The organism is Enterobacter sp. JH25, from assembly GCF_021725435.1.
Lineage (GTDB): Bacteria > Pseudomonadota > Gammaproteobacteria > Enterobacterales > Enterobacteriaceae > Enterobacter > Enterobacter intestinihominis.
Map to the genome: position 1 here is coordinate 977091 of NZ_CP091319.1, position 13389 is coordinate 990479.

Annotated in this window: 10 protein-coding genes; 8 read left to right on the forward strand and 2 right to left on the reverse strand. The window is 57.7% G+C overall.

Annotated elements, in window-relative coordinates:
- Nucleotides 1-21: 21 nt before the first annotated feature.
- The 4 genes from proY to L2Y28_RS04655 all read left to right on the forward strand — a co-directional run bounded on the left by proY (nt 22) and on the right by L2Y28_RS04655 (nt 7451).
- Entirely contained in the window at nt 22-1395 is a 1374-nt protein-coding gene (gene proY / locus L2Y28_RS04640; protein WP_017383160.1) for a proline-specific permease ProY, read from the forward strand.
- A gap of 162 nt (nt 1396-1557) precedes the next feature.
- Nucleotides 1558-3375 (forward strand): maltodextrin glucosidase, encoded by a 1818-nt coding sequence (malZ, locus tag L2Y28_RS04645; RefSeq protein ID WP_022647217.1) that lies wholly within the window; start codon nt 1558-1560, stop codon nt 3373-3375.
- Between the two features lie 90 nt (nt 3376-3465).
- The gene (locus tag L2Y28_RS04650; RefSeq protein WP_022647218.1) at nt 3466-6075 is read left to right on the forward strand and encodes a DUF2339 domain-containing protein; all 2610 of its coding nucleotides are present in this window, start codon (nt 3466-3468) and stop codon (nt 6073-6075) included.
- Entirely contained in the window at nt 6072-7451 is a 1380-nt protein-coding gene (locus L2Y28_RS04655; RefSeq protein ID WP_022647219.1) for a DUF3999 domain-containing protein, read from the forward strand. The genes L2Y28_RS04650 and L2Y28_RS04655 overlap by 4 nt, the downstream gene beginning before the upstream one ends.
- A 50-nt stretch (nt 7452-7501) precedes the next feature.
- On the opposite strand, the gene L2Y28_RS04660 is transcribed toward L2Y28_RS04655, so the two are convergent.
- Nucleotides 7502-8104, reverse strand: coding sequence for a peroxiredoxin C (locus L2Y28_RS04660; protein ID WP_003859113.1), 603 nt, complete (start codon nt 8102-8104; stop codon nt 7502-7504).
- Between the two features lie 127 nt (nt 8105-8231).
- Nucleotides 8232-8813, reverse strand: coding sequence for an ACP phosphodiesterase (gene acpH, locus L2Y28_RS04665; protein ID WP_022647220.1), 582 nt, complete (start codon nt 8811-8813; stop codon nt 8232-8234).
- Between the two features lie 92 nt (nt 8814-8905).
- Between acpH and queA the strand changes: the two genes are divergently transcribed.
- Genes queA through secD form a run of 4 tightly spaced genes read left to right on the forward strand, consistent with a single transcriptional unit; the run spans nt 8906 to nt 13387 of the window.
- Entirely contained in the window at nt 8906-9976 is a 1071-nt protein-coding gene (gene queA, locus L2Y28_RS04670; protein WP_022647221.1) for a tRNA preQ1(34) S-adenosylmethionine ribosyltransferase-isomerase QueA, read from the forward strand.
- A gap of 53 nt (nt 9977-10029) precedes the next feature.
- Nucleotides 10030-11157 (forward strand): tRNA guanosine(34) transglycosylase Tgt, encoded by a 1128-nt coding sequence (tgt, locus tag L2Y28_RS04675; protein WP_003859110.1) that lies wholly within the window; start codon nt 10030-10032, stop codon nt 11155-11157.
- A 22-nt stretch (nt 11158-11179) separates the two neighbouring features.
- Nucleotides 11180-11512 (forward strand): preprotein translocase subunit YajC, encoded by a 333-nt coding sequence (yajC, locus tag L2Y28_RS04680; protein ID WP_003859109.1) that lies wholly within the window; start codon nt 11180-11182, stop codon nt 11510-11512.
- A 27-nt stretch (nt 11513-11539) separates the two neighbouring features.
- Nucleotides 11540-13387, forward strand: a complete 1848-nt coding sequence (gene secD / locus L2Y28_RS04685; protein ID WP_032621613.1) for a protein translocase subunit SecD — start codon at nt 11540-11542, stop codon at nt 13385-13387.
- The last annotated feature ends 2 nt before the right edge of the window (nt 13388-13389 follow it).

The following is a 13389-nucleotide window of genomic DNA, read 5'->3' on the forward strand; positions in this document are numbered from 1 at the left end:
GTGTTGAATGGCAAGATTTTAATGGAAAGCACTAACAAACTTAAACGTGGATTGAGCACCCGCCACATCCGCTTTATGGCGCTGGGCTCGGCTATCGGTACCGGTCTTTTTTATGGCTCGGCAGATGCCATCAAAATGGCCGGTCCAAGCGTTCTGCTGGCCTACATCATCGGCGGCGTGGCGGCGTATATCATCATGCGCGCCCTTGGCGAAATGTCGGTTCACAACCCCTCTGCCAGTTCCTTCTCCCGCTACGCGCAGGAAAATTTAGGCCCGCTGGCCGGGTTTATCACCGGCTGGACCTACTGCTTCGAAATCCTGATTGTTGCCATTGCCGATGTGACGGCGTTTGGTATCTATATGGGGGTCTGGTTCCCCGCCGTGCCGCACTGGATCTGGGTGCTGAGCGTGGTGCTGATTATCTGCGCCGTTAACCTGATGAGCGTGAAGGTGTTTGGCGAGCTGGAGTTCTGGTTCTCCTTCTTCAAGGTCGCGACCATTATCATCATGATCCTCGCCGGTTTCGGCATTATCATCTGGGGTATCGGCAACGGTGGACAGCCAACCGGCATTCACAACCTGTGGAGCAACGGCGGCTTCTTTAGCAACGGCTGGCTCGGGATGGTCATGTCGCTGCAGATGGTCATGTTCGCCTATGGCGGAATCGAGATTATCGGCATCACCGCCGGGGAAGCGAAAGATCCGGAGAAGTCTATTCCGCGCGCCATCAACTCGGTACCGATGCGCATCCTGGTGTTCTACGTGGGCACGCTGTTTGTGATTATGTCCATCTACCCGTGGAACCAGGTGGGCACCAACGGCAGCCCGTTTGTCCTGACTTTCCAGCATATGGGCATTGCGTTTGCCGCCAGCATTCTCAACTTTGTGGTGCTGACCGCCTCGCTGTCGGCCATCAACAGTGACGTGTTCGGCGTGGGCCGTATGCTGCACGGCATGGCGGAGCAGGGCAGTGCGCCGAAGGTGTTTGCCAAAACGTCGCGTCGCGGTACCCCGTGGGTAACGGTGCTGGTCATGACCGTGGCGCTGCTGTTCTCGGTCTACCTGAACTACATTATGCCAGAGAACGTCTTCCTGGTGATTGCGTCGCTGGCGACCTTTGCGACGGTGTGGGTGTGGATCATGATCCTGCTGTCGCAGATTGCGTTCCGTCGCCGCCTGTCGCCAGAAGAGGCCAAAGCGCTGAAGTTTAAAGTGCCGGGCGGCGTGCCAACGACCATTGTCGGTCTCATCTTCCTGGTCTTCATCATTGGCCTGATTGGTTATCACCCGGATACCCGTATTTCCCTGTACGTGGGCTTCGCGTGGATCGTCCTGCTGCTGGTGGGCTGGATGTTTAAATGTCGCCGCGATCGTCAGCTGGCGGAAGCACAGTAACATTCTTTTCCCCTCTCCCCGTGGGAGAGGGTTAGGGTGAGGGCATCAGGCCGCACTGATGCCTCCTCCCCCGTCCTCCTCCCCCAATAAATCCCATCATGGTGAGCTATCCTTAACAACCCTGTGGCAAGGTGACGTCAATTTCATCAAAGGGGATTCGTGATGTTAAACGCCTGGCACCTTCCGGTTGCCCCATTTGTTAAGCAAAACAAAGACAACCTTGTGATTACGCTCTGGCTGGCAGGGGAAAATCAGCCTGAACGTGTGACCCTGCGCGCCGAAGTGGATAACGAAGAGACGTCGCTGAAAATGCACAAGGTGCGCAGCCAGCCTCAGCCGGGTATTACGGCATGGCGGGCAAATATCGATTTGCGCAGCGGGCAGCCGCGCCGCCGTTACAGCTTCAAGCTGCTGTGGAACAACCGTCAGCTGTGGTTTACCCCGCAGGGCTTCAGCCGTTTCCCTCCGGCCCGGCTGGAGCAGTTTGCCGTGGATCACCCGGATAACGGCCCGCAGTGGGTTAACGATCAGGTCTTTTACCAGATTTTCCCGGACCGCTTTGCGCGCAGTGAAAAGCGCACCGCCGACCAGGACAAGGTTTATTACCATCATGCGGTCGGTCACGACATCATTCTGAAAAAATGGGACGAGCCGCTGACCGCCCAGGCGGGGGGATCGACCTTTTACGGCGGCGATCTCGACGGTATCAGCGAAAAACTGCCGTACCTGAAAAAGCTCGGCGTGACGGCGCTGTACCTGAACCCGGTGTTTAAAGCGCCAAGCGTTCACAAATACGATACGCAGGACTACCGCCACGTTGACGAGCAGTTTGGCGGTGACGAGGCGCTGCTGCGGCTGCGCCACAACACGCAAAAAGAAGGTATGCGCCTGATCCTTGATGGCGTGTTCAATCACAGCGGTGATTCTCATGCGTGGTTCGACCGCCACAATCAGTCGATGGGCGGCGCATGCCATAATCCGGATTCCCCCCAGCGTGACTGGTACAGTTTTGACGAGAATGGCCGCGCCCTGGACTGGCTGGGCTACCCGAGTCTGCCGAAGCTCGATTTCCAGTCGTCAACGCTTGTGAATGAAATCTACGGCGGCGAAGACAGCATCGTGCGCCACTGGCTGAAAGCGCCGTGGAATATGGACGGCTGGCGGCTGGACGTGGTGCATATGCTGGGGGAAGCAGGCGGGGCGCGGAATAACCTTCAGCATGTCGCCGCCATTACCCGGTCGGCAAAAGCGGCCCGGTCGGAAGCATTCGTCTTCGGGGAGCACTTTGGCGACGCGCGTCAGTGGTTGCAGGCAGATGCAGAAGACGCGTCGATGAATTATCGCGGCTTCACCTTCCCGCTGTGGGGGTTCCTCGCTAACACCGATATCTCTTACGATCCGCAGCATATTGACGCCGAAACCTGCATGACGTGGATGGAGAACTATCGCGCTGGCCTGTCTCATCAGCAGCAGCTTCGGATGTTTAACCAGCTCGACAGCCACGATACCGCGCGCTTTAAATCGCTGCTGGGTAAAGATCTGGCGCGTCTGCCGCTGGCGGTGACCTGGCTTTTCACCTGGCCGGGCGTGCCGTGCATCTATTACGGAGATGAAGTGGGGCTGGACGGTAACAACGATCCGTTCTGCCGCAAAACCTTCCCATGGGAGAGTGAAAAACAGGATCAGGATCTGTTCAGCCTGTACCAGCGTATGGCGACGCTGCGCAGGCAGAGTCAGGCCCTGCGCTACGGGGGCTGTCAGGTGATGTACGCCCAAGATAATGTGGTGGTGTTTGTCCGCGTCTACAACCAGCAGCGCGTGCTGGTGGCGATCAACCGGGGTGAGGCGTGTGAAGTGGTGCTGGAAGATTCACCGCTGCTGGCCGGTAAAACGTGGAAGAGCAAAGAGGGGAAAGCGACGTTACAGGAGAACGTGCTCACGCTGCCGGCGATCTCCGCTACGGTCTGGTTCGGCAGCTAAGCGCAGGCAGCATGGTTTTCACCTTTTAGATGGCGCAAATGCAACTACTTGTGTCAATCTTAACGGATCTTTTACGGTGAAGGTGGAAACATGGACGAGCTTTACATCCTTGGCTGTTTGTTCCTGGTTTTTGCGCTGGTCGTGGCCCCCGTGCTTGCGGTGATAGGCTTTAATCGAAGCACGGCGGCGCGGCAGGAGATCGCCCGGCTTCGCCAGCGCATTGAGGCGCTTGAGCAGCACGGTGTAGCTGAGAAAGCGCCGGAGCCGGTGCAGACCGCCGCGCCAGTGGAGACACCAGCGCCGGTGCCAGAGGCCGTTAACGCACCTGTCGATCCCTGGCGTCCCGAACCGCCCGTCACTGAAGCAGAACCTGCGCCTGTCCCGGCGGCAAAACGGCCTTCCGCCTTTGGCGGCATCCTGTCCTCGCTGACGCGCTGGTTTATGCAGGGCAATCCGCTGGCAAAACTGGGGATTGTACTGCTCTTCCTCGGCCTCTCTTTCCTGCTGCGCTATACCGTTGAACATTCACTGTTTCCGCTTGAGCTGCGTCTTGCCGCCACGGCGCTGTTTGCCATGGGTCTGCTGGCCGTTGGATGGCGGCTGCGGCACAGGCAGCGGATCTACGCGCTGATCCTCCAGGGCGGGGCGACCGGCGTGCTTTACCTGACCGTCTTTGGCGCATTCCGGCTGTGGCAGATGCTGCCGATGACGCTGGCGTTTGCGCTGCTGGTGGTGATTTGCGCGGCGAGCGTCGGGCTGGCCGTGCTGCAAAAGGCGCTGAGCCTTGCCATGCTGGCGAGCCTGGGCGGATATCTTGCGCCGCTGCTCCTGTCTACCGGGGGCGGTAGCTTTGTGGCGCTGTTCTCCTTCTATCTTCTGCTCTCCATCGGCATTCTCGTCATTAGCATCTGGCAGCACTGGCGCGAGCTCAACCTGCTCGGGCTGCTCTTCACGTTTGGCGTTGGCGGAGTGTGGGGGCTGAGCGACTACCAGCCTGAAAACTATGTTATCTGTCAGCTGTTCCTGATTGCCAATACGCTTATTTTTGGCGTGTTTAGCGTAGCGCTGTCGCTGCGGGCGCAGGAAAAAGGTAAACAGATTATTGACGGCGTACTGCTGTTTGCCCCGCCGCTGATTGGTTTTGGGATGCAGTACGGCATGACGTCGCACTGGACGTACGGCCCGGCACTCAGCGCGCTGGGTTATGGTGCGTTTTATCTCTCACTGGCGCTCCTCGCGCTGCGACGTTACCCCTCCATTGGGCGACCACTGATTATGGCGGCGCTGGCGATTGGCGGCGGGTTTGCCACGCTTGCCATTCCGCTGGCGCTTTCGGCGCGCTGGACGGCGATGGCCTGGGCGCTGGAGGGGCTGGGTATCCTCTGGCTGGGCGTGCAACAGCAGCAGCGGCGTATGAGCTATAGCGGGACGGCGCTGCTGGTGCTGGCGCTCGGCAGCGCGATATGGGCGCAGATGAACGGCGTCACCTCGCTGAGCCTGCTGCTTATTTTCGCAGTGCTCAGTCTTTGCTGGCTGGCTGCGGCCTGGCTGTGGCAGAAAATCGTGCTGTCGGGCAGTTGGGCGCTGCTGGTCGGTGGGCTGCTGTTCTGGTTAGTGGCGCAACTTGGTGCGTCGCAACTGATCCTCAAGACAGAATTATCGGTTCTTGCGGGCGTGCTGGCGCTGACGGCGGTGTCGGCCTGGGGATGGCGGCAGGCTGCCGCTCGTCTGGCATGGCGGGAGCTGGATGCCAGCAAATGGCTGCTGTGGCCGGTGATGCTGCTGATGGTGCTTTATCAGGTCTGGCAACAGCAGATCCTGGCAGCCGGCTGGGCAAATCTGGCCTGGGCTATTGCGCTGCCTGCCGCCCTGATGATGCTGCGGCGCGACGAAGATAAACTTCTTCCACGCATCGCAATGGGGCTGCATCTGTCGCTGTTGTGGATGATTTTACTCGCCATGGCCGCCGAGCTTTACTGGTTTGCCCGCTCCCTGCCATGGGGCATGGCGGCCTGGGGAAGCGGCATTGCGATGGCTGTCGGCGGTGGGGTGATTATGGCACTCTCCGCGGCTGTACGGCGTCGCGGGTGGCCGTTCCGGGTATGGCCTGCGCTCTACGCCTGCCTTGCCATGATCCCTGTGGTTGTGGCGCTGGTGGTATTGCTGGTCGTGACTAATTTCCAGGACGGGGTGGTCTATCGACAGACCTGGCTGCCGCTGGTGAACCCGCTTGAGGAAGGGGCGGCGTTCGCGCTGCTGGGGCTGGTGGTGTTTTATCGGGCAGTGGATCGCCACTATCCGGCATCGCTTGCTCAGTCCCGACCGTGGCCCGCCGTTGTGCTGATGGCGCTTGGCTTCTGGTGGCTAAACGGCGCACTGCTGCGCGCGCTGGCGTGGTACGGCGAGGTGGCCTGGAATATGGAGTCGCTGTGGCATTCGCGGCTTATCCAGACCACCTTTGCCCTGTTCTGGATGTTCTGCGCGCTGGTGGTCATGATCCGCGCCACCCGTCAGGCCTCCCGTCAGCAGTGGCTTGCCGGTGCGGTGCTGCTGGGAGTGGTCATGCTCAAACTGATGCTGGTGGACAGCGCGGGCGGTGGCGGCCTGGCGCGTGCTGTCGCGTTTATTGGCGTGGCGATCCTGGTCCTGATTGTGGGCTATTTCTCGCCGCTACCGCCTAAAGCAGGAGAAGAAAAATGAAATGGATGAAATCGGTTGTTTGTGCGGCACTGCTGGCCGTGGCCGGTCCGGCATTCAGCGAGGGCGCGCCGGTGGAATCCCCGCGGGATTATGCCTATGGCCTGTCCCTTGATACCTCTGCCTCTTCGCCGTGGTATCGGGTCATGCTGCCGCTGGCGGTTTATCAGCAGAGCACATCGCCCGATCTGCGCGACGTGCGCGTGTTTAATCAGTCGGGCGAGCCGGTACCGTTCAGCCTGGTTACCACGACGCGTCCGCAGCCAGCACCGACCACCACGGCGCTGCGCCTCTTTGCGCTTAACGCCTCGACGGGCGGGGAAGAGGGCAGTGGCGATAAAATTATGTTACGTGCCAGAAACGGCGTGGAGATTGTGCTGGAAGGGCAACACGCGGCGGCTGCCGGACAGCACTATCTGCTGACCCTGCCGGAAAACGCGACGGAGGTTCCGCTCTCTCAGCTCCAGCTTTTCTGGGACACGCCGCAGGGCTCGTGGCAGGGGACGGCATCGGTCTATTACAGCGAGGATCTGAAAAACTGGTATACCCTGCGCGAAGAGATGCCCCTGCTGGACGTGATGAGTGGACAGGATCGCCTGAAGCTCGACCGCATCGATACCGATCTGGTGTTATCTCCTGAGGCGAATCGCTATCTGCTGCTGGTGCTGAACACGGGGCGTTCAGCCCTGACGTTAACCGGCGTCAACGCGATTACCGCTCCTGTGCAGCCGGAATCAGAGCACATTAGCCTGGCGGGAGAGGGGGAGCGGCTATCCGAAAGCGAAGCCGTGTGGCGCTGGAAACATCCGCAGCCTCTGAGTGCGATCGCCTTCATGCTGAATGGTGACGGCGTTCTCCCGGCAGAAATAGCCTGGCGGGGGGCGGACAAGGATCGGTGGCATACGCTGAAAAAAGAGGTGATCTACCAGCTCGGCGGCAAAACGTCTGAACCTGTTCCGCTCCCGGGCGGGCTGGTCGAGGCGGTAAAAATCAAGACCTTCAATGCGCGTTTGCCAGAGAACCTGCCGGGCGTGATCGGGCAACGCGTGCGCTATGATCTGGTGTTCAACGCGCAGGGGAAGGGGCCGTATCTGCTTGCATGGGGGAACGGGGCTGCGAAACCGGCAAGCGTGGAGACGGATATGCTGATCCCGACCGAACTGCGTAAAACCTACGATCTGGCAGCCCTGCCGATGGCGGATACGCTGGAACCTGTCCCGCTGGGCGGCGAGGCGCGTTTAACCGCGACGTCTGCGGCTGAGCAGGAAAGCAGAATGAAAACGCTGATGGTCTGGGGCGTACTGATCGTCGGGGTGATGGTGCTTGCGGCTATGGCATGGCGCATCTGGCGCGAGGTAAAAAAAGACGGCGCAGCATAAGCCATAAAAAAACCCGCGTAGTCGCGGGTTTTTTTCGTAAACCGTGCCGATTACAGGCTGGATACGTTCTCAGACAGGTATTTAGCTACGCCGTCTGGGGAAGCCGCCATACCTTCTTTACCTTTTTCCCACTGAGCCGGGCACACTTCACCGTGCTCTTCGTGGAACTGGAGCGCGTCAACCATGCGCAGCATTTCGTCGATGTTACGACCCAGCGGCAGATCGTTCACAACCTGGTGACGAACGATGCCGTTCGCGTCGATCAGGAAAGAACCACGCAGCGCAACGCCAGCGTCCGGATGTTCGATACCGTAAGCCTGCTGGATTTCGCGTTTGATGTCCGCAACCATCGCGTATTTCACCGCACCGATGCCGCCGTTTTCGACAGGGGTGTTACGCCATGCGTTGTGTACAAATTCAGAGTCGAAGGAGACGCCAACCACTTCCACGCCACGCTTCTGGAATTCTTCGTAACGTTTGTCGAACGCGATCAGCTCAGACGGGCAAACGAAAGTGAAGTCCATTGGCCAGAAGAACAGAACGGTCGCTTTACCGTTGGTGTGCTGTTTGAAGTTGAAGTTTTCAACGATTTCACCGTTGCCCAGAACGGCGGCAGCTGTAAAATCCGGAGCCGGACGAGTTACCAGAACCATATGATTCTCCTGTAGATACTAAGGTTATTTGGAACGCAACGCGGGCCAGTATAGAGGCAGTGCGGGAATAAGACAAAGAGGTGGTAACAATCGTTCCACCAGCTTTTACCTATCAATCGAACCGGCATCACAGTTCTTTATTTTTCGCCTGCGCCATCATGCGCGGGTAGAACTGCCAGAAGCGCGTTTCCAGCGCGTCATAATGTTTGTCCAGGTCGTGCCAGGAGTCGCGCAGCGCGTCCAGACGCGGTCGACGGCTGGCCATGCCGTTGAGCACGTTCTGAATGAAATCCATCTCGCGGTAACGCTCCAGCCAGCGTTCAGACCACAGATAGTTATTCAGATTCACAAAGCGCGGTGGGGAGTCCGGCAAAATGATCGACACCTGCGCGTGGGCGTAGCGCACAAACTCAGGCAGCGACATATCAGGCGACAGCTGGGACCAGTGGCGCGACAGGAAATGATCCCACATGACGTCGAGCGTGATCGGCGCCACGCGTCGCGTTTCGGGGCGGAACCAGGCTTTGGCTTCCGTCACTTCCGGCAGGTTATCGGTCAGCACGTCGATGCGGCGGTGCATAAAAATCCCGTCGATAACCTCGGGGGAATAATCTTCCGCGGGGTTGCCGCGTACGAAATCGGCCAGCAAATTGCCGGAGAGGGAGCTGTCCGCGAGGTGAGCGAGATGCAGGTGAGCGAGAAAATTCATGCGTTTTATTCGTCCGGTGGCGGCTAGTTGTTGCAGCAAAAGGGTGTGAGCACTAGACTATGCCGCCTGTTTTTAAGTCACGAGTATACGTCATGCGCGTCGCCGATTTCTCCTTTGAACTACCTGAATCCCTGATTGCTCACTACCCCATGCCTGAGCGTAGCAGCTGTCGCTTGCTGTCACTGGACGGGCCAACGGGCGCGCTGACGCACGGTACTTTCACCGATCTGCTCGACAAGCTCAACCCTGGCGATCTGCTGGTCTTTAACAATACCCGCGTGATCCCAGCGCGTCTGTTTGGCCGTAAAGCCAGCGGCGGCAAGATTGAGGTGCTGGTCGAACGTATGCTCGATGATAAACGTATTCTGGCACATATTCGCGCATCCAAAGCGCCGAAGCCGGGCGCTGAACTGCTGCTGGGTGATGACGAGAGCATCAAAGCGACCATGACCGCGCGTCACGACGCGCTGTTCGAGGTGGAGTTTAACGACGAGCGCACGGTGCTTGATATCCTCAACGCCATCGGCCACATGCCGCTGCCGCCGTACATTGAACGCCCGGATGAAGAAGCCGACCGCGAGCTGTATCAGACCGTCTACAGCCAGAAGCCTGGCGCAGTGGCGGCGCCAACGGCGGGCCTGCACTTTGATGAACCGCTGCTGGAAAAGTTGCGCGCCAAGGGTATTGAGATGGCCTTCGTGACGCTGCACGTCGGCGCGGGGACGTTCCAGCCGGTGCGCGTGGACAGCATCGAAGACCACATCATGCACTCTGAGTATGCCGAAGTGCCGCAGGAGGTTGTGGATGCGGTGCTGGCGGCGAAAGCGCGCGGTAGCCGCGTCGTGGCCGTCGGTACAACGTCGGTACGTTCCCTTGAGAGCGCTGCGCAGGCCGCGAAAAAAGAGCTGATTGAGCCCTTCTTTGGCGATACGCAGATCTTTATCTACCCGGGCTATCAGTACAAAGTCATTGATGCGCTGGTGACCAACTTCCATCTGCCTGAATCGACGCTGATTATGCTGGTCTCCGCGTTTGCGGGGTATCAGCATACGATGAACGCCTACAAGTCTGCGGTAGAACAAAAATATCGCTTTTTTAGCTACGGTGACGCGATGTTTATCACGTACAATCCGCAGGCTTTGAATGAGCGTGTCGGGGAATAAGTCCGCGGCACCGTGTTACAACGTTGGACTGTTTTTCTGACGTCGGAGAAAAAATGAAATTTGAACTCGATACCACCGATGGCCGCGCGCGTCGCGGTCGCCTGGTGTTTGATCGCGGCGTGGTAGAAACCCCCGCGTTTATGCCTGTGGGCACGTACGGCACCGTAAAAGGAATGACGCCGGAAGAAGTTGAAGCCACTGGCGCACAGATTATTCTCGGCAACACCTTCCACCTGTGGCTGCGTCCAGGCCAGGAGATCATGAAGCTCCACGGCGACCTGCACGACTTCATGCAGTGGAAAGGCCCCATCCTCACCGACTCCGGGGGTTTCCAGGTCTTCAGCCTGGGCGATATCCGTAAGATCACCGAGCAGGGCGTACACTTCCGTAACCCGATCAACGGCGATCCAATCTTCCTCGATCCGGAAAAGTCTATGGAGATTCAGTACGATCTCGGTTCCGATATCGTGATGATCTTCGACGAATGTACGCCATACCCGGCGGACTGGGACTATGCCAAACGTTCCATGGAGATGTCCCTGCGTTGGGCGAAGCGTAGCCGCGACCGTTTTGACTCCCTGCAAAACAAAAATGCGCTGTTCGGCATTATCCAGGGCAGCGTTTACGAAGATTTACGCGATATCTCGGTTAAAGGTCTGGTAGAGATAGGCTTTGATGGCTACGCTGTCGGCGGTTTGGCTGTGGGTGAGCCGAAGGAAGATATGCACCGTATTCTGGAGCATGTCTGCCCGCAAATCCCGGCGGATAAACCACGATACCTGATGGGTGTGGGTAAACCAGAAGATCTGGTGGAAGGCGTACGTCGCGGCATTGATATGTTCGACTGCGTTATGCCAACCCGAAACGCACGTAACGGTCATCTGTTCGTTACCGATGGCGTGGTGAAAATCCGTAACGCGAAGCATAAGAGTGACACCAGCCCGCTCGATTCCGAGTGCGATTGCTATACCTGTCGCAATTATTCTCGCGCGTATCTGCATCATCTCGATCGTTGCAACGAGATTTTGGGGGCGCGTCTCAATACCATTCATAATCTTCGTTATTATCAGCGCTTAATGGCTGGTTTACGTAAGGCTATCGAAGAGGGTAAATTAGAGAGCTTCGTGACCGATTTCTACCAACGTCAGGGGCGGGATGTTCCACCGTTGAACGTTGATTAATTTTAATAATGAGGGAATTTGAATGAGCTTTTTTATTTCTGATGCGGTAGCAGCAACGGGTGCACCAGCGCAGGGCAGCCCGATGTCTCTGATTCTGATGCTGGTTGTGTTCGGTCTGATCTTCTACTTCATGATCCTGCGTCCACAGCAGAAGCGTACTAAAGAGCACAAAAACCTGATGAACTCCATCGCGAAGGGCGATGAAGTCCTGACCAATGGTGGCCTGGTGGGTCGCGTAACCAAAGTAGCGGAAAACGGCTACATTGCTATCGCCCTGAACGACACCACTGAAGTGGTTATCAAACGTGACTTCGTAGCTGCCGTTCTGCCGAAAGGCACCATGAAGGCGCTGTAATCCCAACTTTTCCCAAAGGGAACTGCCGTGTTAAACCGTTATCCTTTGTGGAAGTACATCATGCTGGTCGTCGTGATTATCGTCGGCCTGCTGTACGCGCTTCCCAACCTGTATGGTGAGGATCCGGCCGTTCAAATCACTGGCGCGCGCGGTGTCGCCGCCAGTGAGCAAACGCTGATCCAGGTCCAGAAAACGTTACAAGAAGAAAAAATTACCGCTAAGTCTGTGGCACTGGAAGAGGGCGCAATTCTTGCTCGCTTCGACACCACCGACACGCAGCTCCGCGCACGTGAAGCGCTGATGGGCGTGCTGGGTGATAAATATGTCGTGGCGCTTAACCTTGCTCCTGCAACCCCACGCTGGCTGGCTGCGCTGAACGCAGAGCCAATGAAACTGGGTCTTGACCTGCGTGGCGGCGTTCACTTCCTGATGGAAGTGGATATGGATACCGCGCTCGGCAAGCTACAGGAACAGAATATCGACAGCCTGCGCAGCGATCTGCGCGATAAAGGCATTCCGTACACCACCGTACGTAAAGAAGATAACTACGGCATGAGCATCACGTTCCGCGACAGCGCGGCACGCGATCAGGCTGTGACCTATCTGTCTCAGCGTCACCGCGATCTGGTGATCACTTCTCAGGGCAGCAACCAGCTGCGTGCGGTAATGACCGACGCGCGTCTGAGTGAAGCACGTGAGTACGCCGTTCAGCAGAACATTAACATTCTGCGTAACCGTGTAAACCAGCTGGGCGTGGCTGAGCCACTGGTACAGCGTCAGGGTGCTGACCGTATCGTGGTCGAACTGCCAGGTATCCAGGATACCGCCCGTGCGAAAGAGATTCTGGGCGCGACGGCGACTCTGGAGTTCCGTCTGGTTAACGCCAACGTTGACCAGGCTGCTGCGGCTTCAGGCCGTGTGCCGGGCGATTCCGAAGTGAAACAGACCCGCGAAGGCCAGCCGGTTGTGCTGTACAAACGCGTGATCCTGACCGGTGACCATATCACCGACTCCACTTCAAGCCAGGATGAGTACAACCAGCCGCAGGTTAACATCTCGCTGGATAGCGCAGGTGGCAACATCATGTCTAACTTCACCAAGGACAACATCGGCAAGCCGATGGCGACCCTGTTCGTGGAGTACAAAGACAGCGGTAAGAAAGACGCCAATGGCCGTGCCGTGCTGGTGAAAGAGGAAGAGGTGATTAACATCGCCAACATCCAGTCTCGTCTGGGTAACAGCTTCCGTATTACCGGTATCAGCAACCCGAACGAAGCGCGTCAGCTCTCTCTGCTGCTGCGTGCCGGTGCGCTGATTGCGCCAATTCAGATTGTTGAAGAGCGTACCATCGGTCCAACCCTGGGTATGCAGAACATCAAGCAGGGTCTGGAAGCGTGTCTGGCCGGTCTGGCGGTGTCCATTATCTTCATGATCTTCTTCTATAAGAAGTTCGGCCTGATTGCGACCTCCGCGCTGATTGCCAACCTGGTGCTGATCATCGGTATCATGTCCCTGCTGCCGGGGGCGACGCTAACCATGCCAGGTATCGCGGGTATCGTTCTAACCCTTGCGGTGGCGGTCGACGCCAACGTACTGATAAACGAACGTATTAAAGAAGAGCTGAGCAACGGTCGTTCTGTACAGCAGGCGATTGAAGAAGGCTACAAAGGGGCGTTCAGCTCCATCTTCGATGCGAACGTAACAACACTGATTAAGGTTCTTATCCTGTATGCAGTGGGTACTGGCGCGATCAAAGGCTTTGCGATTACTACCGGTATCGGTGTCGCAACGTCGATGTTTACCGCTATTGTCGGCACCCGTGCCATCGTGAACCTGCTGTACGGCGGCAAGCGCGTCAAAAAGCTGTCTATCTGAGG

Excerpts from the sequence above, each read along its gene's own strand:
- proY (WP_017383160.1), top strand. The coding sequence starts at position 22 with ATGGAAAGCACTAACAAACTTAAACGTGGATTGAGCACCCGCCACATC.
- tgt (WP_003859110.1), top strand. The coding sequence starts at position 10,030 with ATGAAATTTGAACTCGATACCACCGATGGCCGCGCGCGTCGCGGTCGC.
- L2Y28_RS04650 (WP_022647218.1), top strand. The coding sequence starts at position 3,466 with ATGGACGAGCTTTACATCCTTGGCTGTTTGTTCCTGGTTTTTGCGCTG.
- malZ (WP_022647217.1), top strand. The coding sequence starts at position 1,558 with ATGTTAAACGCCTGGCACCTTCCGGTTGCCCCATTTGTTAAGCAAAAC.
- acpH (WP_022647220.1), bottom strand. The coding sequence starts at position 8,813 with ATGAATTTTCTCGCTCACCTGCATCTCGCTCACCTCGCGGACAGCTCC.
- yajC (WP_003859109.1), top strand. The coding sequence starts at position 11,180 with ATGAGCTTTTTTATTTCTGATGCGGTAGCAGCAACGGGTGCACCAGCG.
- L2Y28_RS04655 (WP_022647219.1), top strand. The coding sequence starts at position 6,072 with ATGAAATGGATGAAATCGGTTGTTTGTGCGGCACTGCTGGCCGTGGCC.
- queA (WP_022647221.1), top strand. The coding sequence starts at position 8,906 with ATGCGCGTCGCCGATTTCTCCTTTGAACTACCTGAATCCCTGATTGCT.
- L2Y28_RS04660 (WP_003859113.1), bottom strand. The coding sequence starts at position 8,104 with ATGGTTCTGGTAACTCGTCCGGCTCCGGATTTTACAGCTGCCGCCGTT.